This is a genomic window from Lysinibacillus sp. FSL K6-0102, assembly GCF_038003545.1.
Taxonomy (GTDB): domain Bacteria; phylum Bacillota; class Bacilli; order Bacillales_A; family Planococcaceae; genus Lysinibacillus; species Lysinibacillus capsici.
This window is the reverse complement of sequence record NZ_JBBOPH010000001.1, coordinates 1,453,796-1,478,694: the sequence shown is the minus strand read 5'-3', so window position 1 is coordinate 1,478,694 and position 24,899 is coordinate 1,453,796. Positions and strand designations below refer to the sequence as shown.

General features: G+C 31.9%; 21 protein-coding genes. 20 read left to right on the top strand and 1 reads right to left on the bottom strand.

Features of this window, described 5'->3' with window-relative positions; all coding sequences use genetic code 11:
- Positions 1-38 precede the first annotated feature (38 nt).
- The 5 genes from NYE73_RS07055 to NYE73_RS07035 all read left to right on the top strand — a co-directional run bounded on the left by NYE73_RS07055 (position 39) and on the right by NYE73_RS07035 (position 3,517).
- The gene (locus NYE73_RS07055; protein ID WP_340815253.1) at positions 39-536 is read left to right on the top strand and encodes a hypothetical protein; all 498 of its coding nucleotides are present in this window, start codon (positions 39-41) and stop codon (positions 534-536) included.
- Between the two features lie 2 nt (positions 537-538).
- Positions 539-1,045, top strand: a complete 507-nt coding sequence (locus NYE73_RS07050; RefSeq protein ID WP_340815252.1) for a hypothetical protein — start codon at positions 539-541, stop codon at positions 1,043-1,045.
- 66 nt (positions 1,046-1,111) lie between these two features.
- On the top strand, positions 1,112-2,116 hold the full coding sequence (locus NYE73_RS07045) for a tyrosine-type recombinase/integrase (protein WP_340815778.1): 1,005 nt from the start codon (positions 1,112-1,114) through the stop codon (positions 2,114-2,116).
- A gap of 144 nt (positions 2,117-2,260) precedes the next feature.
- Positions 2,261-2,554 carry a hypothetical protein gene (locus NYE73_RS07040; protein ID WP_340815251.1) on the top strand — a complete coding sequence of 98 codons (294 nt, stop codon included), beginning with the start codon at positions 2,261-2,263 and terminating at the stop codon, positions 2,552-2,554.
- A 186-nt stretch (positions 2,555-2,740) separates the two neighbouring features.
- A complete protein-coding gene (locus NYE73_RS07035; protein ID WP_340815250.1) occupies positions 2,741-3,517 on the top strand; it encodes a phage regulatory protein/antirepressor Ant in 777 nt (258 codons plus the stop codon).
- Positions 3,518-3,573: 56 nt separating this feature from the next.
- Here NYE73_RS07035 and NYE73_RS07030 read toward each other — a convergent pair whose 3' ends face one another.
- Positions 3,574-4,014 carry a hypothetical protein gene (locus tag NYE73_RS07030; RefSeq protein ID WP_340815248.1) on the bottom strand — a complete coding sequence of 147 codons (441 nt, stop codon included), beginning with the start codon at positions 4,012-4,014 and terminating at the stop codon, positions 3,574-3,576.
- 154 nt (positions 4,015-4,168) lie between these two features.
- On the opposite strand from NYE73_RS07030, the gene NYE73_RS07025 reads away from it, so the two are divergent.
- The 15 genes from NYE73_RS07025 to NYE73_RS06955 all read left to right on the top strand — a co-directional run bounded on the left by NYE73_RS07025 (position 4,169) and on the right by NYE73_RS06955 (position 24,891).
- On the top strand, positions 4,169-4,405 hold the full coding sequence (locus NYE73_RS07025; protein WP_340815246.1) for a helix-turn-helix domain-containing protein: 237 nt from the start codon (positions 4,169-4,171) through the stop codon (positions 4,403-4,405).
- A 126-nt stretch (positions 4,406-4,531) separates the two neighbouring features.
- Complete coding sequence (locus NYE73_RS07020; RefSeq protein WP_340815245.1) at positions 4,532-4,744, top strand: helix-turn-helix domain-containing protein; 213 nt, start codon at positions 4,532-4,534, stop codon at positions 4,742-4,744.
- Between the two features lie 288 nt (positions 4,745-5,032).
- Positions 5,033-5,251 (top strand): helix-turn-helix domain-containing protein, encoded by a 219-nt coding sequence (locus tag NYE73_RS07015; RefSeq protein ID WP_340815244.1) that lies wholly within the window; start codon positions 5,033-5,035, stop codon positions 5,249-5,251.
- Positions 5,252-5,281: 30 nt separating this feature from the next.
- On the top strand, positions 5,282-5,890 hold the full coding sequence (locus tag NYE73_RS07010; protein ID WP_340815243.1) for a hypothetical protein: 609 nt from the start codon (positions 5,282-5,284) through the stop codon (positions 5,888-5,890).
- 146 nt (positions 5,891-6,036) lie between these two features.
- Positions 6,037-6,333 carry a phage antirepressor N-terminal domain-containing protein gene (locus tag NYE73_RS07005; protein WP_340815241.1) on the top strand — a complete coding sequence of 99 codons (297 nt, stop codon included), beginning with the start codon at positions 6,037-6,039 and terminating at the stop codon, positions 6,331-6,333.
- A gap of 22 nt (positions 6,334-6,355) precedes the next feature.
- Positions 6,356-6,928: a hypothetical protein gene (locus NYE73_RS07000; RefSeq protein WP_340815240.1), complete on the top strand. Its 573-nt coding sequence runs from the start codon at positions 6,356-6,358 to the stop codon at positions 6,926-6,928.
- A 177-nt stretch (positions 6,929-7,105) separates the two neighbouring features.
- Complete coding sequence (locus NYE73_RS06995) at positions 7,106-7,939, top strand: hypothetical protein (protein WP_340815239.1); 834 nt, start codon at positions 7,106-7,108, stop codon at positions 7,937-7,939.
- Positions 7,940-8,254: 315 nt separating this feature from the next.
- Positions 8,255-9,070 carry a hypothetical protein gene (locus NYE73_RS06990; RefSeq protein WP_340815238.1) on the top strand — a complete coding sequence of 272 codons (816 nt, stop codon included), beginning with the start codon at positions 8,255-8,257 and terminating at the stop codon, positions 9,068-9,070.
- 310 nt (positions 9,071-9,380) lie between these two features.
- On the top strand, positions 9,381-16,511 hold the full coding sequence (locus tag NYE73_RS06985) for a phage tail tape measure protein (RefSeq protein ID WP_340815237.1): 7,131 nt from the start codon (positions 9,381-9,383) through the stop codon (positions 16,509-16,511).
- Positions 16,512-16,574: 63 nt separating this feature from the next.
- Positions 16,575-17,342, top strand: coding sequence for a phage tail domain-containing protein (locus tag NYE73_RS06980; protein WP_340815236.1), 768 nt, complete (start codon positions 16,575-16,577; stop codon positions 17,340-17,342).
- Positions 17,343-17,400: 58 nt separating this feature from the next.
- Positions 17,401-19,236 (top strand): phage tail spike protein, encoded by a 1,836-nt coding sequence (locus NYE73_RS06975; protein WP_340815235.1) that lies wholly within the window; start codon positions 17,401-17,403, stop codon positions 19,234-19,236.
- Between the two features lie 25 nt (positions 19,237-19,261).
- Complete coding sequence (locus NYE73_RS06970) at positions 19,262-20,392, top strand: DUF7487 domain-containing protein (RefSeq protein WP_340815234.1); 1,131 nt, start codon at positions 19,262-19,264, stop codon at positions 20,390-20,392.
- Positions 20,392-22,017, top strand: coding sequence for a hypothetical protein (locus NYE73_RS06965; protein ID WP_340815232.1), 1,626 nt, complete (start codon positions 20,392-20,394; stop codon positions 22,015-22,017). Before NYE73_RS06970 ends, NYE73_RS06965 begins: the two co-directional genes overlap by 1 nt.
- A 126-nt stretch (positions 22,018-22,143) precedes the next feature.
- On the top strand, positions 22,144-22,317 hold the full coding sequence (locus tag NYE73_RS06960) for a hypothetical protein (RefSeq protein ID WP_340815231.1): 174 nt from the start codon (positions 22,144-22,146) through the stop codon (positions 22,315-22,317).
- Positions 22,318-22,368: 51 nt separating this feature from the next.
- A complete protein-coding gene (locus NYE73_RS06955) occupies positions 22,369-24,891 on the top strand; it encodes a pyocin knob domain-containing protein (protein WP_340815230.1) in 2,523 nt (840 codons plus the stop codon).
- Positions 24,892-24,899: the final 8 nt, after the last annotated feature.

The window sequence follows — 24,899 nt, the reverse complement described above, 5'->3', positions numbered from 1 at the left end:
TTTTTTATTATTCGAGGAGAACAAGGAGGAGTTTCATCGTGGGACAATTAAAGTTATCTGAAGTAAAGAAACGTGTTAAAGAGTTAGAGAAAAAAGAAAAGTTTTATTTAGATAAAGAAAATGATGAATTTATTTACTACTATCCTAAATTTTCTGATACTAAAATTAATGAATTAATTGAAGAATTGTACAAGTCAATTACATATTGTCAAGAAAATAAATTAGATAAACTGAATACAGATGAGGAAATTGGACGTTATTTACAATTTTTAATTATTAAACATTTTACTTCCTTTAAACCAGAAGTTGATAATAAGCCTTTCGATATTCATTATACATCAATGGAAATGCTAGAAGAAGTAGGATTACACCGTACTTTCTTAAATCACATGTTTGATCCTGCTGAAGTAAATAAAGTACTGGATAGAAAAAATGAAATTGAAAAATTAGGCGAAACACTTATTGGTGAATTAGAAAAGAAATCTCTAAATGAGGAATTAAATAAATTACAAGTTGTGAATACGTTAGGCAAATAATTATGGTCAAACTACAAGCAACAAATTTAGATGACTTGCAACGACAGCTTCTACGTGGAGACCTTATTAATAAAGTATTCAGCGATAAGAAAATTGAATCAGTATTAGCCAAAACAATGTCGCAAGCTGTATATGATGTTGTATATAGAAGATACGTACCTGTGGAATACAAGCGTAGACGTAATGACGGTGGTTTATCTGACGTTCGTAATATGAAGATTACCAAAGTTGAAGTAAAGAATGGAAAAGTCAGAGTTCTATTTGAAAACTTAACAATGGGACAAACACATTATACTCCTATTTACGAACAACCTGTAGATAGTATGCATGGTCAGTTTATTACAGATACGATCGAGGATGGTATTAGTGATAATTGGTATAGGCAAGGTAAGTGGTCACAGGCTAGACCATTTGTACAAGAAACCATAGCTAGAATTGAAGCTAATCCTAGTTATTTAATTAATGCGATTAAGGATTCTTATAGAAAACTAGGATTTGAAGTTAAGTAATATTCAATCACTCTATGAAAGGAGAATGTTGGATTGAGTAAGAAAGAGTTAAATATTGACAAGAATATGTTACGTGAAAGAGCTAAGAATCTCCCAGAAGTAACAGATGAAATGTGGAACATGGTGAATAAAGAATATGTGGATTTAATTAATGAATACATAGCTTCACAATCACATTCCCCTCAAACTAAAAAACAATATAAGTCGATGTTACGTCAATTTGGATGGTTCATTTATAATTCATTAAACAATAAACCTATCTACAAAATTAAAAAGCGTGATGTTATTAGATTTTTAACATATTTACGAGAAGAAAGAAAAATGTCTCCAGCGGCGATAGGTACTCGTAAAGCAGCTATTTCTAGCCTATGTAATTATATTGAAAACGTAGTTATGGATGATTTTGATGACGATGAAGAAAATCCATATAAAAATTTCAGGAACTTCACTCGTGGATTACCATCTATTCCAAAAAGTCCAGTTTATGAAAAAGTTAAAATTACTAGAGAAGAATACTTGGATATGATGAAAGTGTTAGAAGATGATGAAAATTATTTAGGTATGGCTTGGTTGGCTACAGCATTCAATACTGGTGCTAGACGTAATGAAATCATTCAATTTAAAACTGAAATCTTGAACTATCCTATCGAAGAAGGTATGACATATATAATGAGTCATAATGTGCGCCTGAAGGGTTCTGGAGAAGATGGAAAAATAGAGCCTTATATGATTAATTTCGAAGCCCTTAAATACATTCGTTTATGGATTGAAAAACGTGGCTATGATCATGAATATGTTTTCACAAAAAAATACGGTGATGAAATAAAAGTAGTAGAAGAAGGATGGGCTAATTACTTTTGTAAAAGTGTATTATCACATATCTTAAACAGACGTATTAATCCTCACCTATTTAAAGCTTCAGCAGTTACATATTTATTAGAACAAGGCGTACCGCTTGAGTTAGTATCTAAATTTGTCGCTCATCATAATGATGTGTCTACAACAATTGCACATTACGATTTACGAGATCATGCAGAAGAAAAGAATAATATTTTCGGTAGTATGTCATAAATATCTGAACTACTCCCCTACTTTGACTTAGGGGATTACTTGAGTTATTTAAATCAAATAAGAATATTATTAAAATAAGCTGAAATGTATTAAGGACAAGTAATACCCTTTTATTTATAATTAAGTAAAATGGAGGTGTATGTTATGAGTAAACAAGTACATTTTGGCAGAGTACTTATAATGGATATAGATACATTTGAAATTGATACCAAAGGAATCTATACTGAAGAAGACGGTAAGTTAATCGTTAATATTCATAAAAATGAAAAAGATGCGCATGAAAAATTTGCTGAATATCATGTAACTGGTGAAGTAAAATATATTGATGTGGCTTTTGAAGTAGGTAATGAATGGAAAACCTTTAAAAAGGTAAATGTGGACTCAGGTATTGCAGGTAACAATAATGGATGGTTGATTGTATTAGGATTGAATAATTAAGTTTTCTGAGATCTTATTTTTTAGTAAGGTCTCTTTTTACTTTCAGTTATTATTTAAATAAATATATAAATACTGACTTGATAATATCCTCTCCTCGTGTTAGTATTTAGACATAGAGATAAATCAGTAATTGATTTTATCACTTATAATAATAAATACATAAATTAACCAATTAGGAGAGATTTAATGGTAAAAGAATTAAAAGTAATGAATCATGAAGGAAAATTGGTAACAGATAGTCGTGATGTTGCAGACATGGTTGAGAAAGAACATAAGCATTTAATGAGAGACATTAGAGGATATATTGAAATTTTAGGTAAGTCCAATTTTGGACTGTCTGATTTCTTTATTGAGAGTACCTATAAATCTAGTCAAAACAAAGACCTCCCTTGTTACCTACTAACTAAAAAAGGTTGTGACATGGTAGCAAATAAATTAACTGGCGAAAAAGGTGTTTTATTTACGGCTGCATATGTTACTAAATTTGAAGAAATGGCTAATGCTATAAAAAGTAAATCGCCTGCACTACCTATGACTTATAAAGAAGCATTGCAAGCTTTACTAATTGAAGTGGAAAAGAATGAGAGTTTACAAATTGAGAATTCTACTTTCAAACAACAGATTGGTGAAATGAAACCTAAAGTATCTTATTATGATATTGTATTAAAATCACCTTCTGCACTATCTGTTACTGAAATTTCTAAAGACTATGGTATGAGTGCTAATAAATTTAATCGATTATTACATGATCTAGGTATTCAGTATAAACAAGGAAAGGTATGGTTCTTATATTCTAAGTATCATGACAAAGGATATACCAAAACTGAAACATTTACATACGATATAGATAAAACACGAGTAAGTACCAAGTGGACACAAAAAGGTAGACTATTCCTTTATGATATTTTAAAGCAAAATAATGTTTTACCAATGATTGAACAAGATTTTCAATACATAGCTTAATGTCCAATATAAATACATAATAAAAGGTGAGAAAATAACTCTCACCTTCCCTATTATTAATAAGTATCAATTATTTCTACACATGCAATTTCAATAACTGACATCAATGAATCAAATAAGTAGCAATCATCCTTGAAGGTGAAATTATTGATTTGGATATTAGATGATGTCACCAGTGTATCAATACTGCTTAGTTGATCATCAGATACATTATCAATTAATACACAGAGATCGAATTCTACGACACCTTTAGATATTACATTAAATTTAAAATAACTGGTGAATTTGTATGTACAATCTGGAAGACTATTCACAGACAAGTTGAAGTTTTCTATGTTGTAATCTAGACTGTTATCTTCATCATAATTGTACTCTTGATAAATTGTTTCGAATGATATTAATTTACCCTTTTCGTAAATTGGTTGTCCTAGTAATTCGACTTGTGATGGGATGTCCCCTTTTGCAATTAGCTTGATTGATGTGATTAGTGTATTCATGTTCATACTCCCCTTCTTTATTTGTGAGTTAGATTTGTGTACGCTTGTACGTATTTAAGTACAAATAAAATGTATCATGAACTGAAAAATTATGTCAATACATTTCTGTACGGAAATTCGTAAATAAGTTATAATCAAGTTAAGTACTTTTAGGATGGAGCGTTTAGTTACTATGAAAACTATAGAAGTTAAACTTAAACAACTAATGAAAGAGAATAATCTAACCCAAGAGCAATTATCTGAAATGACTGGTATTAGAAGAGCAACCATTAGTGAAATTAGTACAAATGGAAAAACTGCAATGAATAGAGTACATTTAGCTCGTATAGCTGAAGTATTAGAAATTGATGACATAAGAAAATTAATAGATTTTAAAGATCAAGAAGATTAGTGGTAACTCTTTGAATTTTCGCATTTATAATTCCCTTCATGACAAAGTATTTATTAAGATCATTTCTGTATTACTCAATTTACTTTAAAAGTGATTTTCATCACGTTAATTAAAGAGGTGTATGGGATGAATATTGAAATTAAATTAAAAGAGCTTTTGAAAAAAATAAGTATGGAACAAAAAGAACTGGCTGAATTAACAGGTTTATCTTCTAGAACAATATCTGAATTAGTAAATAATAAAACTGAGAGAATTCCTAAGACTGCACTAGTAAAAATTGCAATCGCATTAAAAGTAAACGACATTAGAGAGCTTATTGATTTTGCAGAAGACCAATAATTGAAAACTAATCTTGGATTTCGTAATTATTCCCACTATTTTATGTATATGTATCCTTATATTCGCTTGGAATAATTATGAAATTTAGTAAAACAGAACTACTTTTATAAGATTAAAGTTGAATATAAACACCCTCTTTTTACATTAAACAAAATAATTTCGTATCAAAAATATAACATAATTACAGAAATACGTAAATATGTAATAAATTGAAATCCATTCCTCTTGTGCATATAATGATTTTTAGTAGATTTTTATATACATTAGAGGTGTAGAATATTGATAAAATTGACAATTGATAAGGCAGCTAGTTCCAAGGGAATTAGTTCTCAAAAAGAGTTGAGGGAATTGATTATAGAAAAAACTGGAGTGGAATTAAGAGCAGCTACAATTTCAGATTTATATAGAAACAATAAAAATCAAATTAACAGAGAACACTTATTTGCTGTAATGGAAGCTTTAGAAATAACAGATTTTAATGAAGTTCTTACAATCAAGAGACGATAATTTCTAGAATCTTTCATTAATTACATAATCATGTTAAAATATATCCAAGAATATGGTATTCTTGGAGGTGTATTTATGCAATTTAGGAAACGTTCTTTATTTCTAATCTTGTTTACTTCCCTATTATTAGTTTCTTGTGGTAAGGAAGAAGTTGTTGAAACTGAGATAAATGAAGAATCTAAAATTGAGACAACAAAGAAAAATGTTGCCGAAGTAAATGAAGAAGTGCCTGTTAATAAAGAAGTAAAAGATGAGCTACCTAACAATGATTTAAGTGCAGAAGTTGATGTAATTTTATATGATTTTGTGGGAGATTTAACAAAGTTTAATGAACTTGTGAGTAACTATATATCAGATTCCACATTAGAGGATTACCAAAAGAAAGAGTTATTAGATAAGGGTTCTGCTCTTAATGATAAGTTAAGTGAGATTAACATAGTACCTACGTCTAAAGGTGAAGAAGATGTTGTTTACTTGTTGGGTGAGTTGAAGAAATATCAGGACATTAGATTCCAAGCTATTGAATACTATATAGATCAAGAAAATGACCATGATTTTAGTATCATAAAAGCTCAATCTGAAATTATATATGATATTACATTGAAACTAATTGATATTGCAATGGTCGGCAGTGAATAATACTATAATCGCATCCTACATAGGGTGCTTTTAAATTTTATATAAATAAATACATAAAATTACTTGAATTGTATTTTCTTCTTTGGTAGTATTAAATTGTAGAGAAATTAATCTACAACAATACATAAAAACAAAGGAGAGATATTGTGAATAATTTAGTAGTAAAAGAAGTAGATTTTAATGGAGATACTTTAATGGCTTGTGAGAAGGACGAAAAAATTTATGTAGGAGTGAAATGGGTCTGTCAAGGTATTGGATTATCAGAAGGACAAATCAAATCAGAAAGAAAGAAGATACAAGAGGATATCGTGTTAAAACAAGGTGGACGGAATTTCGTCCTCCCTACGAATAGTGGTAAACAGGATGTTTTGTGTATTGAATTAGAATTTCTTCCATTATGGTTAGCTAAGATATCCATTACTCCAAAAATGCAAAAAAGATAATCCTTTCTTAGTGGCGAAACTGGTGGATTATCAATTAAAAGCCAAAGACGTATTAGCTAATGCGTTTATTGAAAATAATCAACTTTCGAGCAATTTAATGTTCTTACAAGGTATTCTAGATGGAATGAAAGAAAGCGAGTTGAGAGTCAAGAAACTCGAAGAACAATCCTCTTTCACTAATAACAAAGTAATTCATCTAGAGACAGAATTCAATAAAGAAACAGTAACCGAGGGCTATAAAACTAACGATAATATCGCACGTAGCTTGGCGTTATATTCAACCAAAAATAAACCTCATTTCGGATTTGTGGACGCAGTAGCGAAGCATTTACGAATTTATAATACGCAAGTTGGCTATAAGGATGAATATGTAAATGTAGTCAGAACAACTGTACATGGCGGTAGCATAGGAGTTGCCGTTTATTATTCATATGAAGCAATTGGAATGATCAATGAATATTTAAAAGAAGAGTTCAAACCTTCTGCTATTTACTATAAGCGTGGAATTAAGAAAGATACATTTAACGAGGCTGCGTTCGAATTAAATAACAAGACATATAAATTTAATGAAAATACATATAAGAAGTACAAATGATCTTAATTAAGTAAATACATAACAAATAGTTTGACATATATTTAATTTATGTTAATATTTAACTATAGGGATAGAGAAGGAAGTAGCTAGCCTTCTTGACAAGTAAAGCATCCTAACTTTACTTCCCTATTTAATATAATTAGGAACTATAAAATTACTGTAGGAGGTAATTAAAGTATGTGTGAAAATACATATGTAAATATTCAAACTGGTGAAGTTTTGGATATGGAGAAAGTGTCAACCTTAAAAGAAAACGCAATGTTATGCCACTCCCATCACCTATTTAATGAGAGTGACTTTAATTATATAAAAAATAATGTAATAAATAATGAAATTGCTAACATTTTAGATATTGTAGAAATTGATTGGGACTACGTAGGTACAGTTAGTGCAAAATCATTGATTGTAGAAGTGTGCGAGTTTTATAAAAACAATGATGTTTCATTGACTGAAATTTCTAGAGAGTTTAAACTGTCTACATGCACTGTTAGAGAATACTTGAAACAAGGTCACTCTGTAGGTTTATCCGATTACACGCCTAATAATGACAAAATAAAAAACTTATTAGGGAAACATAAACATATACCTGTTGTCCAACTAAGTGTAGATGGCGATTTTCTTAATAGATATGAATCAATAACACAAATTAAGAAAAAGCATAATAGAGCTAACGTATCATCTATATCTGCTTGCTGCAAAGGAAAATTAAAAACATCGCTAGGGTATAGATGGATGTATGCTAATGACTACGATAAGTGTATGGTCAAAAATATTAAGATTCCGCCTTTAATAGAAACAGTACGAAAATCCACAAAAGTTGTTAGATTAAATGATAATGATGAAATAAAAGTATATTCATCTATAACGGAAGCTACTTCTGAGATTGGATGTAAATCTAAAGGGAGTGTAAATTCAATATCAGCATGTTGCAAAGGAAAACAAAGAACTGCCATCGGTTTTCGTTGGATGTATCTCGAACAGTACGAAAAACAGTACGGAAAAATAGAATAAGAGAGTTGAACCGCATTTCCCCTACTCTAACTGATTGTTGGATAGATACACATATGCAGCCTTCAGGGCGTGAAATCGCAATACTTACATCGAAAACCAAAACCTAAGGGTTTCCTCCTAGTTAATATAACTAGGGGGTTTTTACATATAATAGTTTGTTATTTTTGTCTGTCTTTATTATAAAAATTAAGTTGCAAAATATATTTTCTCGAAATATGTAAAATTTAAAGGATATTTGTACTATTTATAGAATATGTAAAGAGTACAGTGTTCTATTTATTAACGGTATATTTTACATGAAGGAGTATATTAATTGTGACTAAAGATAAAAATATTTTAATGCTTATAGATTTCGAAAATATCTATATCCCATCTATTAAACAATACGAGTTACAAATAACTGAAAGTGGATTAGATAAATTGATAGAACTTGCAAGTATTGATAAGAAACTTAATAATTCAAACATCCTAGTTTTTGCTTTTTGGGATCATTATAAATTGTATAAACAATATTTTACCAATTCCTTTTATTCGGTCATAGATGTAAGTGAAGATGGTGAGAGCTGTGCTGATGGTTATTTAATTGTTAATGGAATGGCTAAGTTATCTCAACAAAAAGATGATATTGATGAAGTTATATTGTTTGGTGGAGACTCAGTATACTCTGGATTAGTTCGTTATTTATTGAGTATTGGAAAGAAAGTTAAAATTTACTCATGGAAAAATTCATATTACAGTAAGTTGAGAATTAATAGAAACGTAGAAGTATTCTATATTGATGATGTACTTAATGTGAAAGAGAAAGATGACTGTGTTAAAGACGGTTATTTTACTTCAAGCGTTTTAAGTGATGGAGAAAAAGCTGTGATTAAGAGATTTTTAACAACAAAATTTGATTACTTGTATTTAACAACTACTGCCAACGACATACTTAAATCTACAGATATAGGATTCAATGACATAAATCTATATCAAGACGCCATAGATTTCTTATATCGATGTGTAGACAACGGAATCTTACTAATAGACAGAAGAACTGGTCATAGAGATGGTGATTTGGTGAAAGTATTGATAATTAACAAAGAGCATTCCAAAGTAAAAGCTGTGTCTCAACTAATTAAAAAGAAATGATCTTAAAATGTTTGACTTTTACTAAAAAAACAGCTATTATAATGACATAAACAACTTTGCACTACATATAATAGATGTGTAGGACAATTTTAGAACATTAGAACTGTTAAGAACTTAGAACACATTAGTACGTTAGTATACATTAGAACTCAGTATGTTAGAAGTAAAGATTAGAGATGAGTGATATTTGCTTATCTCTAATCTTTTTTATTTAAATCAATAAATACATATAAAATAAAAAGAAGAAGTTGAGTGATTTTATTTCGCTTACCTTCTTCTTTTTATTTTACAAATTATAAGGAGGATGTGAATGGCTACTAAAAATCCTATAGAATTATTGATTGCTTTGGGAATCAATGATTCTTCATCAAGAAATAATATAAATAAATACATAGAAAACATAAAAAAGGATTTAAAATTAGATGTTCAAATAAACGCTCCTAGAGGAAATTCTTTAGGTGGAATAGATAAAGAAATTGAATCATTACAGAAAAAGATTGCTAAATTAGAACAAGATTTAACTAAAGCTATGTCGATTCCAAATAAATTTAAAAGTAGTGAAGGAATGACTGATGCTTTTGAAAAACAAAAAAACTCCCTTTCACGATTAAATACTGAACTTGTACGTACAGAAAAACTCTTTCCTCGTACAATGGATAAATCAAAAGCAGAAGAATTAAGAAGAGAAATAGAAAAATTAAGTAGACTAAATATAATCAACCCTACTTCTTTAAAGAATAATCAAATTGAAATTGATAGATTACGTGAGAAAATTAAGTTATTTAGTGCGGAATCTACTCAAGCTGCTAGAAGTTCTAATGGTGTACTGGATAATTTCAAGGTGGCTATGGAACGTTTCCCTGTGTGGATGGCGGCTAGTACAGCTTTTTATGGTACTGTCAGAGTCGCAAAAGAATTTGCGTCTATATTAGTAGATATTGACTCAAAGTTAGTTTCTATCCAAAAAGTAACAAGTGATGGAACGGACATGGCTGCTATGTTTGACCGAGCAACTCAATCGGCAGAGACTTTTGGACAGTCAATTAGTAGCGCATTGGACGCATATATCGAATTCGCTAGACAAGGTTATAAAGGTGATGAACTAGGTATTTTGTCTGATGCTGGACTTGTCGCTGCTAATGTAGGTGAGATCACAGCGCAAGCATCAAGTGAGTATATGACGGCTTCTTTGGTGCAGTGGAAGAAGGACGCTTCAGAAGCAATGGGAATAATTGACAGTTGGAATAATATTTCCAATAACTATGCAACAACCACTGAAAAACTAGCTAGAGGTCAAGCTCGCTCTGGAGCAACAGCTAAGGCTATGGGATTAGAATTCCATCAGCTAAATTCTATAATCGGCACTGTGACAGCTAGCACTAAACAATCAGGTGATGAGGTCGGTAACTTCGTCAAAAACGTGTTGCCTCGTTTAGTTGGAAAACCTGCTCAAGACGCTTTACAATCTTTAAATATTTCATTGACTGACGACTCTGGAAATATGCGTGATGTTATCGAAGTTTATACAGAAGTTGCTAATAAAGTTAAAAATATTTCTGACACTGAACGTATTGCTGTGGTAGAGGGATTAGCTGGTAAATATCATATCTCTCGTATGCAAGCGTTATTAGATGACTTAGGTTCTGCTGATTCAATGTATCGTTCAATGTACGAAGCGTCTAAAAATTCAGCAGGATCAGCCATGAAGGAAAACGAAGTCTACATGAAATCTCTTGAAGCCCGCATTGCTTTGACTCGTGTTGAATTCGAAAAGCTCGCAGTTTCTATAGGTGAAGCATTTCTCACAGATGGCATGATAGCATTTCTTCAAGGATCGGCTTCACTATTAGAAGTCACTACTAAATTAGTAAGTGGTATCGGAGCATTACCTATAGCATTAGGATTAGGTTCTACTGCTTTAATGTTGGTGAGTACAAGAGCTAGAACTTTAGCTATTGATATGACAACTGTAGGTAAAACTTTTATTGGTGCAACAGTTCAATCACGATCCCTATCTGGAGGATTGTTAGCTGTTAAAACTTCTAGTGACGCAACAGCAGCTAGTGCAACAAGATTAGGCGTTGCGTGGAAATCAGTTGTTGCTTCTACCATTATAGGAGCAGGATTTGTTGCTGTTGGATTTATCTTAGAAAAGATAATAGGTAAAATGGGCGAAGCGAGACAGCGAACTGAAGAATTAGAATCGCAATCAAAGCAAATGTTTGATTCTTATAAATCTAATAAAAAAAGTGTAGATGAATTAATTGATAGCTATATTAAATTAGATGACGCTATAAAAAATGGAGACAATTCTAAAGATACTCTTCAAGAACATGCTGAAGTAGCTGATAAGTTAGGACAAATGATGCCCTCACTTGTTCAAAGCGAAGATACTTATGGTCAAAAAGTTATAGGCTCTGCCGATGCTGTTAAACTAAGAGTTGAAATGTTACAAAGACAACTCGAAATTCAAGAAAAAATAGCTGAAGTTGAAGCAAGAGAAAAACGTGACGAAAATATTGATACATATGAAACATCTATCAAAGATTCACAAAAAGCAATTGATTCTTATTTAGATGTTTTAAAAACAAGCACACTTAAAACTGAAGATCTTTCAGCTAAACTTAATGATATACCATCCGAAAAACGTATTGAATTTATAGTTTCAGACGGAAAAGATAAAGGTAAACCTGTATTCCAAACATTTAAAGATGTTGAAGATGGAATTGCTAGAATTAACATCTTACTGAAAGAGGCAAGTAATTCTGGTGACGATAAAGCTGTAGCGTATTACACTAAAATGCTCAATGCTTTAACTGAGACTTATCAAGAAACATTACCCTATGTCAACGATATAAACAAAAGTATTTCTGCACTACGGTTAATTTACTCTGATTCAATAAGTGATATGATAGATAGCAATAAGAATTTAGATGAATCTGTAAAAGAATCAGCTAAAAATATGACACTTCAATTATTAAATTCAGTAAATGAATCAGATTTAGAAAACGTCAAAAATGGATTAGAAAATCTATTTTCTGGAGTTCAATTCTCAGACGTTTCAAGTGAATTAATTAAAGTATTCAACGATCTGGAAAACTCATCTGAAGAATCTTTTGGTAAAACGAAGAAAAATACCGAAGAATTCCTTTCTACTCTACCGGCATTACTGAAATCTGGAGGAATGAGTTCTAAAGAAATTTCTGCGGTTATGAGCATATTAGAGAAGAAATTAAATGATGTTTCTGATGAACATGTTAGATTAGTTGAAGAGTCTAATAGAACAGGAGTAAGTCTTGAACAACTAAAAGCTAATTCAGCAGAATATTCCAGTGAATTGGATGAAGCAGCAGAATCTACAGAGAATCTTGCCTCAAAAATGAAGGATTTCAAAGATATCACCGAATCTTTAGCAGGTGTATCACAAGCGTATGTTGATGATTTGGATAACTTATTACTTTATTATCAAGGGCTTACAGATCAATTAGCAGGATATACAGAACAACAACTTCAAGATATTTTTGTAAAAGAAAATTTGAATGCTGAAGAACAACGTGTAAAAGATACCCTAGATAAACGACTAGTGATTATGAATGAACTAGCTAGTGTGTATCCAGATTTACTCGGTAAGGATGGAAAAGCAATTGCTTTGACTTCTGAGAAAATAGAAGCTATTAAAGCTGAAAACAAGGCGAATAAAGTTCTTCTTGAAGGCTATAAAAATGCTCGTGACGGTAAATTAACTGCCGAACAACAAATGACACTTGCTCAAGCTAGTGCTACTAAGACACGAATTGACAACATCAAAAAGGAACTTCAGGCATTAAATATTCTTCAAACTAAAATGCAAGAAGTCTACAATGAGCAAGTTAAGAAAATGAAGGATGAAGATCCTAATAGCTATACTGCTGGTTATGGAGCTTATCGTTCTGGTACTATTTTAGGTCAAACTCAATCTAAAATTAGTGACTATACATCTGAATTAGATAATTTACAGTCATCATTAAACTCTAATGTCGGTACTATCGACTCTTTCAATGTAGAAATAGAAAATTCAGGTAAAGCTACTAAAGATACCACTAACTCACAAAAAGACGGCAACTCCACAACTAAAGAATCAATATACATAACAGATAAATATAGACAAGCACTCGAAGCGTTAACACTAGAAATTGAAAAACAGCAAAAGTTACAAGCTAAATACCCTGAACATTCCAATGAATACCGTAAACATCTTGAAGCACAAATTAAACTTGAAAAAGATAAATTAGCTTTACAAGAGAAGCAAGCTAAAGCGCTACAATCTCAAATTGCATCAGGTAAAATTCAGCAAACTGGTTCGATATCAACTAACTCCTCCTCTACTACTAATCAAAATTTAAGTGGTTGGAACGGTACAATTTCAAGTGGTTATGGTAATCGAATATTAAACGGTAAAAATGAATTCCATCGTGGTATTGATATCGCTATGGCTAAAGGTACTAGATTAGATGCAAACATTGGTGGTAAAGTTGTAGCTAGTGGTGATGCTAAGAAAAATGGTATGAGTGGTACATATGGTAATGTTGTAGTTATTCAAGATACTAATGGTATGAAACATATCTACGCTCATTTAGATAAAGCTATGGCTAAACTTGGCGACACTATTACAGCGGGTATGCAGATTGGTACAATTGGCTCAACTGGTAATTCTACAGGTAATCATCTACATTACGAAATAAATAAAAACGGTAATCCTATCGATCCATCTAACTATTTAAATGATGCTAGAAATGGAAAAGTATCAGCCTCCTACTCATCTTCAAGTAGTCAACAAGCTGTTGTTTGGAATTACTTTAAAAATAAAGGATTAAACGATAAAGCAATTGCTGGAATCATGGGTAATATCCAACAAGAATCAGGCTTTAATTCTAGTGCTGTAAATAAATCTAGTGGTGCTTCAGGTATCTTCCAATGGTTAGGTGGACGCAAGAACGGATTACAAGACTACGCTAAATCGGTAGGTAAATCTTGGTCTGATTTGCAGGTTCAATTAGATTATGCATGGAAAGAGTTGCAGGGTTCAGAAAAGAAATCTTTAGCTTCCTTACAGCGAAATGACTTATCAGCTTCCCAACATGCATCTGAATTTGATAGACTATTTGAACGTTCTGGTGGTTCAGCAGTTGGAAAACGTCAAGATTATGCTAACCAATACTTCAATCAATTTCAAGGTACTAATGGTGGTTCAGGAATCGGTATTGATACATCTCAGCAAGCTATCGACCAAGCTAAATCAGATTTTTACGGAGTACAAAATGATGCACTAAATACTAGAGAAATAATTGAAGACTTAAATGAAAAATTAGTAAAATCTAATATTGCTTATTATAATCATTTATCGGAAGGCGTAGATCGTTCGATTAAGAAATCGAACATTCTTGCTGACCAACAACTTGAACATTCCCAAGCTTACCGTGATGAGTTAGAAAAAGAAACTAAACACTTAGAATACAAACAATCTTTATTACATAAAGAAGCAAACTTCATTCGTGAGCAACTTAAACGTACTGACCTCTCCCCTGCTTTCAAAGATGAATTAACAACTCAATTGAGTGAATTATCTCTTTCTTGGTGGGATGTTGAAGAAAGTATTAAAAGTGTAAACGAACAAATTGAAAATAGCAAAATTGCTGAATTTGATAAGAAAATTGAAAGTCTAAATGAGTCAATTACTAAATCAAACAAGTTAATGGAGTTACACGCAAAAGGTTCAAAAGAGTATAATGCGGAACAGAAAAATATTGTCACTACATTATACGAAAAACAAAAAGCTTATGAAGCCGAAGCTGAAGCATTACGTAAATCTATTCAATTAGACAAATTATCAATTAGAGAAATTGAACGTAAAAAGAATCGTCTAAAAGAATTATCTTCAACTTGGTTAGAACTTCAGTCTGAAATTGTAAGAATTAATTCTGATATCGCCGATGAGTTAATTAACACAATGAAAGATGCCTACGGTCAACAACGTGATTATGAATTAGCGTTAAAAGACAAGCAAATTGAAGACTTAGAGGAATTACGTGACGCTAAATTAAATGCTCTTGAAGAAGAATCTAAAGCTTATGAAGAATCAATAAAAGAGCAAATGGATTCACTAGATAAGGCTCATAAAGACAAGTTAGATAAGCTAGATGAAGAGTCCAAAGCTTTCGAAGACGCTATTAATCGTCAACTTGAATTGATGAGAAAGCAACGTGACGAAGAAGACTTCAATAAGGATATTGGTAAACTTCAAAAAGAAGAAGCTAGTATAGTTGCTAAAATTAATGAACTATCAATGGACGATTCTAGAGAGGCAAAATTACAACGCAAAAAGCTTGAAGAAGAATTAGCTAATATTCGTGAACAGATTGCTGATAAACAAAATGACAGACAGTATGAATTACGTGAGCAGAACCTTCAAGATGAACTAGACGCTTATAAATCACAGCAGGATGCAAAGAAAGAAACTGAAGACAATAATTATAATACGTCTAAAGAAGCATTAGATAATCAGTTAGAGTTATACAAAAAAGAATTAGAAGCTAAGAAAAAATTGGAAGAAGAAAAGTTTAAAGCTACTAAAGCTCAATTAGAAAGAGAACGTAAAGATATCGTTAATCATTATGATCAGTTGATTAACAATGAACAAGAATACGCTAATTTACGTGCTCAAATAATTAACGGTAGCGTTGATGGTATGAGTGAAAAACTTTCAACTTTCTTAACTGACTTTAAGGGTATGAATAAGGATTTAATCAATGAATTGGGTATAAGTTGGCAGGAATTAGAGAATAAAATTTACAGAATTACGCAGATGCAAGGTAATTTAGGTAATATCTCTACTCCTAATCAGAATTTAGACTTAAATACTGGTTCAATTATTGATTCAAATTCAAGCTCTAATAATTCCTCATCTAATACTACTAGAGATAATGCATGGCAACAATACTTAGCTAATAAAAAAGCATGGGAATCAGCGTCAGCAGCAGAAAAGGCACGTTTAAATAAGGAAAATGAGAAACTACGTAATCAATACGGCTTCCAAGATGGATCATACAATTCATTAAAGAACCTCAAAAAGTATCATGTTGGTGGAATTGTTGGTGGTAAAGGTAATAAATTAACTGAACTAGCCAACAGATTAGCTAACAATAAACCTAATGAACAAACTGTGATTGCTCTTAAACGTGAGTTGTTTGTTCCAGAAAATAATATACCAAATATGTTTGCTAATATTCGTTCGGCAATGCCTGACTTTAAAGTAAATAGTCCACAAGGTGGTACGATTAAAATTGATAGCTTGCTTTCTATTGATACCGTATCACAAAATGCAAACCTAGATATAGATAGATTGACTGAACAAACAATGAATAAACTGATTGATAAAATGAAACCGTATGGATTTAGAATATAATAACAAATTAGAGGTGGAGCTTAGTCTCCCCCTCTTTTTATATTTAGGAGGTGGAATTATAAATTGAGTTCAATTCATTTTTACTATAATGGTAGGCATTCATCTGAAATGGGTGTTTGTATGGTAAACCTTGAAGGCGGTATGACCAAATCAAATTACTTATCAAATAAGAAAATTGTATCTGAAGTAGTTGCAGGTAATCCTACGCCTTATGTATACGGTTCTGAATATGAGCCATTAGAATATAAGTTAACTTTAGCTTGTGTCGAAGGTGAAAGATGGACAGATAAAAAACGTAGAGAAATTGCTAGATGGCTTGATACAAATAATTTCGAAGAGTTTTATACAGATGATGAACCAGATAGATACTACTATCTTCAATATCAAGGATTAGTTGAATTAACCCATAATGATGCATGGGATGGTTATGTGGAAGTTTCGATGATAAATGACTCCCCTTTCATCTACTCTCCTATTCAAGAAAAACGATATGAATTAACAACCATTACAACCCCTACAATTATTGAATTTGACAATATTGGGGATGAAGTACTCTGCCCTGAAATGTGGATTTATGTAATGAATGATGGAGATTTCCAGATTAGAAATTTAAGTAATGGTGGTAAGGATTTTAAATTTAATAACCTAGCAAATGCTGAAACTATTTACGTAGACAATAAGAATCATTACATTGAATCTGATATCACGCTCACCTACCGTTATGATAATTTTAATTACAATTACCTTGAATTAGTGAGAGGTATAAATAGATTAGAAGTAACAGGTGCATGTAGTTTAACATTTAGGTATCAACTAATTTTGAAAGGATAAGGAGGTAATAGCACTGTTAGGAACAATTGATAGATATAAAAAGCCTGAAAAGTCTAGGTTGTATTTATGTAAACCAGATAGAACAACAATTGCAGAACTGTCGGAAGCATATAATAAAAATTTATCAACAAATTACAATGGTATTCATGAATTAACTTTTGACATCCCATATTTAGTTAATCGTAGTCACAAGTATGTTCGAAATAAAAATGTCGATTTGATACGTGGACACTATTTAATTCGATATGAACGTGGTCATGAGAAAGAGTATTTTATTATTACCAATCCTAAGAACACTACAAATAATGGCGTAGAAGTTAAAAACGTACAATGTTACCTACTTCCCTATGAATTGAATAAAAAGATAATTCGTGAATTCAGTGGTACGAAACCTTTATACTCTGATGTTGGATCAGAAGGTGTTTTAAACGAAACTTTACTTGCTAAATCTGATTGGACAGTTGGTTACATTGATGTAGATATTGCTAATAAACATCGAACATTTGACGTTAGTGAACAAGGCTTAATTGAATTCATCGGTGATTTATCTGATTTGTATGACGCAGTTATTATATGGGATACGATTAATAAGAAAATCAACTTCTATAAGAATGAAAATATAGGTACAAATAAGGGATTATCTATTGAACATGGAAAGTATTTAAAATCATTAGAAGAAAATCCTGACTTTGATTCAGTAGTTACAAGACTATACGTATATGGGAATGAAGGTATCTCTTTTGCAAGCATAAATCCTACAGGTGTTCCGTTTATAGAATCATTTGACTTCTATATGTACCCTTTCAAACGTGATGAAAATTCAAGAGAAATAATATCTCATTCTAATTATATGACTGATTCACTATGTCACGCTATTCTTGACTATAATGCTTTGTTAGATAGTAAACAAGGTGAGTTTACAAACATGCTTGAAAGAAAAAAGCCTATTTTAGAAAATTTGCAAACAAAACAAAATGAATTATTTGTACTACAAACTCAATTAAATACTATAGAAGATGAATTAGCTGTAGCAAATGCGACAATGAAACCTACGGATGCACTAATAACACAGAAAATAAATAAACTAGCGGAAATTGCAAGTAAGAATAATGAAATTGGTACTATTAAATTATCATTAAAGAGTATTGATGACGAGATTATAGTATTAAAAAATACTATCTCAATTGAGAACAACTTTACTCGTGAGCAAATTATTGAGCGTGAAAGATTTGTTAATGAATTAGTGTGGTCAAATACAAGTATTTTTGAAGTGGATGATTTGTACGAAGAAGGTAAAAAGGAATTATTAAAAGTTAGTCAACCTCGTATCTCCTATTCTATTGATGTAGTTGATTTCTTAAATGTATCTAAATGTCAAAGAGATTGGGATAAGTTAGTATTAGGTGACTTAGTTACTGTCAAATACCCTAACTTTGGTATTGATGTGTTAGCTAAAATAATTTCAATTAAACATGGTGAAGATAGTAACAGTTTAAGCATTGAGATCGCTAATGCTCATGATATTAAGAATGGATTTATGACGCTTAAAGAGTTATTTAATCGTACTGTTTCAAGCTCTACCACTCTTGATATGTCTAAGTTTAAGTGGGATAAAACAACTGTAAATACGCATGAGATTGGTCAAATCATCAATGACGTTTGGGATGCAAATAAAAGGCAAATTGAGAGCGGATATAATAACCAAATAAGTATAGACAGAAAAGGAATAGTAATTACTGACCCTAATGATCCACTAAACCTAATTATAATCCAACATGGCATAATCGGTTTGAGCGGGGACGGCGGAAATACATTTCGCCATGCCGTTAGACCCGATGGATTTGTTAATGAAAAAATTAAATATAAAAAATTAACTGGAGTCTATTCTATATAGGCTCTTTTTATTTTGAGGTGATAATTTGTTAATTACTAAAACAGTAATGGTTAAATGGAGCAGCTATAACAAGAAGCACTATGAAGAAAAAGGGTACATTTACACTGACAACAAAGATGCTTTTGAGGTAAAAGTAGAAGACTTGAATACTGGTAGTCATATAAAAGTAGAAGTTCTTTGTGATTATTGCAAAGAGAATGTGTCAAATAAAGAGTATAGAACATATTACAAACAAAATAAAGATGGAAATAAAAATAGTGATTGTTGTATAAAATGTAGATCAATAAAAATGAAACAAACCAATATCGAAAGATATGGTAACGCATCATTTCTACATAGCGACACTGGAAAACAGAAGACTAAAGATACGATATTAGAAAAGTATGGTGTAGAATACTACTCTCAAACGCAAGAGTATAAAGATAAATACAAACAAACCTCACTAAATAATTATGGAGTTGAACATCCGTTCCAAAGTAAGGAAGTGAGAGATAAAGTAACAGAGACATTTATCAAAAATTATGGTGTAGGCAATCCATTAGCAAACAAAGACATTCAAGAAAAAGTAAGACAGACTAATATAGAAGTATATGGAGTTCCCTCTCCTCTTCAAAATCCTGAAATATTGAATAAAGTAAAAGCAACAAATATGGAAATATACGGTGTAGAATACTCCTGTCAGAATGAAGAAGTTAAACAAAGGATAAGAGCTACAAATCAAGAAAGATACGGCGTTGACTATACTCTTCAAGCTGAATGTGTTAAAGAAAAAATTGCTCAAACATATTACAGAAACAGTAGCATTAAAACTTCATCTCAACAAGTTGCTATATATGAATTATTACATAATGAAGGTTACAACGTAGAATTAAATTATCCTGTTTCAAGAATCAGCACCGACATAGGTTTATTCATCAATGATATTAAAATTGATGTGGAATATGATGGTTGGTATTTCCATAAGGATAAGCAAAATGAAGATAGAAAACGTGACGAGTTTTTAAAGTCTCAAGGTTGGAAGATTTTACGCATCAAGAGTCGTAGAAAGCTACCAACTATGGAAGAATTACAGTATGCAATCGATAAATTAGTTAACACCGACAGGTCATTTACTCAAATAAAATTGGATGACTGGGGAGAAAAGGAGGTTTCATAATGAGTAATGTAACAGTAATTCAAACTAAAGATGCAATTTATTTCGGATCGGATAGTGCAGTATCCACAAAGTTAAATGATTCACATTGTCGTATTGACACAAATGGAGAAAAGCTATTCACCATCGACAACAAGGTAGTATTCTGCTCTGGTAATCTTCTGCTCTCCTATTCAATTATTGAAGAATTCAAGAAACGACTGATTCAAGATGTTAGTATCTTACAAGAAATTGCATCACATTTCTATTCTATGTTCACCCCTACTAAATCATACGATAATTTTGATTTAGATATTCTTGTCGGAGAAGTATTTGATGATTACTCAATAGTGTATCAAATTTCACCGTACAATGACTTTGAAATTATTGAAAGTAAAATATGTAACCTTCAAGATGCAGCAATTTTAACAGGTGGAATTAAAACTCAAGAATCATTTGATCTAGCATATGAAAAACTATTATCTCAAATGAAAATAGAGGAATTGTATCAGTCTACATTCGATCAGCTTTCAGATGAAACGATTGGCGGTAATTTAAAAGTATTAAAGGTAACAAAAGGCAAAATTATCGAATTACTTAACTCCCCTATCGATGAGAAGATTAATCTTAAGTCACTCGATGATTATATTGAAACTAATAAACACTTAATTATTGGCGAGAGAATAATAGGCAAACTCCTTCTTGGTGAAAAATTAATCATTGGTGATAACAACGGTACATTCACAATTAATGGTAATCTTTTAACCATTAAAGACCTAAATGAAAAACCACGAGTTAAACTTGGTGAATATTCTAAAGGTGTATATGGTCTACAGTTATTAGATAAAACTGGTAATCAAACTATATTAGATGAAAATGGAATGTTGCAAACTTGGCAACAAAATTCAGTTGATAATGTGGATGGGTTTAACCCCCTTACTTTGGAAGTCTTTATTCCATCTGAAACATTATCTATAAAAAAGGTAATGTTACGTTTCAAACTACTGCAATTTAGAGCATATAGTCAAACTACTGAAAGTGGTGGTGGGACATATTCATCTACGGATGGAGGTGGCGGTGCTTATACATCTACTGGTTCTGGTGGCGGTACGTACGGATCTACTGACAGTGGCGGTGGTACTTTTTCATCTACTGAAAGTGGTGGAAGTGCAATTGTGACATCTGGTAATAGTGGTATCGATGTAATATATGGAACTGGACAAACTGATCCATCGGCAGGTCACAGTCATACTTACCGAACTGTAGAAGGACACAAACACAATATTACCCTACCTTCCCATACTCACTCTTTCTCAGTACCATCTCACTATCATACTATCAACATCCCTTCTCATTATCATACAGTAGATATACCATCGCATTCTCATTCATTTACTGTACCATCTCATTCTCACCCTATTCAACATGGTATTTATAAAAGTACATATGCTAGACAACTATCTGTACATATTAACGGTGTGAATCGGGATTATGAATTAGGAGGAAAGTTTAATGTTGACAGACATGATTTGGATATTACTCCCTACTTAGTTAAAGGTCAATGGAATACTATTGATTTGTATAGTAGTCAACTAGGAAGAATCGATGCGACTGTTTTTGTTCAAGCATTAATGGGATACAATAATTAATTTATTACATAAAATATAAATATTATTTGAAATTAGTAATAGAATTTTATTATTTTTATAGTTATTTTAACAAATATATCAATTATTTGATACAGAAAATACATAATAATTGGAGGAATTAAAGTTATGGTTAAAATTAAAATTGTACTACAAAACAACAAAGACTTTGAAACGGAAGTAGAAACTTATGATGCAGTTGAATTACACAAGGCTATCAAAGCGTGGGATGACACACTCGTTCCAATAGGAAATTTAGTAATCAACAAACATCACATTGAGTGCATCTATGAGATTAAATAAAGTGTCTAGTTTTATACTAGATGCTTTTTATTTTATAAAGGAGGCGAATGCATGAATAGATATGAAGGTAGTCCTGCCGTAATTATAGAAAGACGAAAAGGTACACCTGACTCCCCTTTCAGCAATATGAATGAATCACTTGTTGTTTCAAATGATGGTAAAGTAATATTGTCCGAAATTCCTAATGAATTAAATCGAGTCATTGTCACTTCTGATGATATCGTTACTTGGTATGAAGTTACTGAAGGACAAATTCCTGAGAATGGATTTAAAGTTGATTACATAAACAAAATTGTAACCTTTAACACGATCAATGTAGGCAAACAACTACACTTTAAATATTTAGGTGAAGGTAATCATTACTACAGTCCAAACTCTATTTATACAAAACTGAATGAAGGCTCTGTCGTGGAAACTTTAGGAGGTTTAATTGAAAATAGTCATGAAGCTTTAGATGCTTTAGAGAGATTGGATGAAAAGTTAAACGAAGTAACACAAGCGACAACTAATGCAATTACAGCAACAAATGACACTAAAGAAGTAATTACAGAAGGTAATCAAGTTATTGTTAGTGCCAATGGTAAGATAACTGAAATGGATGATAAAATTAGCGAAGCTACAACTAAAATATCCGAGTTGGATACTAAATTAAATCAAGCTGAAACTACTATTTCAGACGTTCAGCAGAAATCCACTATGGTAGAAGCCATCATCAATGATGGACAAGAAGTAATTGATAACGCAGAACTACTCGTCAATGAAGTAAAATCAGCAGGAAAATTTAATTTATCTACACTTTATAAGAAAAATAATACAGTCTTAGACAATGGTTCAACTTGGATTGCATTACAAGATACGCAAAATAATTCTTTACCTGTATTACCTATTGTAGAAAATACATATTGGAGATTGGCAGCATTACATGGTTTAAAGGGAGATAAAGGAGACACTGGTGCAGCATTAAGCATTTTAGGTAAATTAACTGATCCTTCACAATTACCTCCTACTGGTCAAGCAGGTCAAGCATACACAGTCAACGGTGAATTATATGTATGGTCTGAGAATTTAGACGCTTGGGAAAATGTAGGTAATATTAAAGGTGAAAAGGGTGATAAAGGTGACACTGGAGAGGATGGATTATCTGCTTATGAAGTTGCAGTACTTAATGGTTTTGTTGGAACTTCGGAAGAATGGTTAGCTTCTCTAAAAGGTGAAAAAGGTGATAAAGGGCGAGACGCTGATCTCACAGAAGTTAATCAAGAAATAGCGAATTTACAGCAAACTGTATCTCAAAACCAACAAGTAGTTACTGAACATTTGGCTGAAATGAAACCTAAAGTCGATAATTCATGGCAAAAAGGTATTTATAACGATACTGATATTACTAATTTAGGCGAATTCAATGTTAAAAGGTCATTTATGATAAAACCTAGTGATTGGGTTGCTTCCGACTCTAACCTTGAACGGTTAAGTATTGCTATACCTGCTGTTCACTTTTCAGGTATTGTCAAGGTCACGTATACATGTAGTTGGATTCAATCTAACGCAGAAGGTGGAGCCGAGGTAGTTCATAATTATGCTAAAACGACCGATGTTCTCCGTACTTACTCAAAAACAATAACATCAATATCTAACTTATTTGCTAATCATTATTTTATTGTAGATTGTCAACACAACAATGATGCTTTTACTATACCTATTGTCCGTACTCCTCAAGGTAAAAATTATGTAACTATTACTGTGGAGCTATATACAACTCAGTCCATGTCTATGGATATGCTTAAGAATGCAACTTTATTGTTTGAAGATTTAGGAACATCTTGGAGTGGCTATCCGTGGACACCACAGAAAAGTAATATTCCTACAAATGTAGATTTCTCCAACTGGAACAGTGTTGCACAGAGATTGCAACCTAAATGTACAGTAGTTTCTGACTGGAATATGGTAAAAGATAATGGATTTTATATGGGGGACCCTGTAGCACAAAATGCACCTACAAAGGAATGGTGGATGGGTTTTGTTACAGCTCATAATGACCTTTATGTTATTCAAAAAGTAATCAATGTTACAGGTGGTAGTGAATTCGAAAGACAATGCTTTAACGGTGTCTGGGAAAATTGGATCGAAACATCCCCTAGAAAACTTTTTCAATCTGTCAGTAATGGGAAGGCAACAGTCAATCAGGCGGTTACTGACATGGGAGTGTATACTCCGCCTGACGCAACATTTGCGACGACTGCTGCCAATATCAGAGCTATTTCAGGTAAGAGAGCTAAAGGTAGGGTAACTGTAACTTCTAATAGACCAGGTTATGTTGCATCCTACCTTAGAATAGCAAACTTAGGATTTATTCCAATTACTGTAGTAGCTAAAAAGGTTGGAGATGCTACAACCAGAAGATCATCTGCTGTCAATGCAGACTATTTCGATGCAGCACTTGGGTCTATAAAGATGTATGCCAACGATGGTGACACAGTTTACACAGGTAACAGTGGTTGGGACGGTAGTGTGTTTTGGCTACAGGTTGATTCTCCAAATGGTACAGAGTATGAGTGGAGAGCTTATGGAGAATAAAGGAGGGA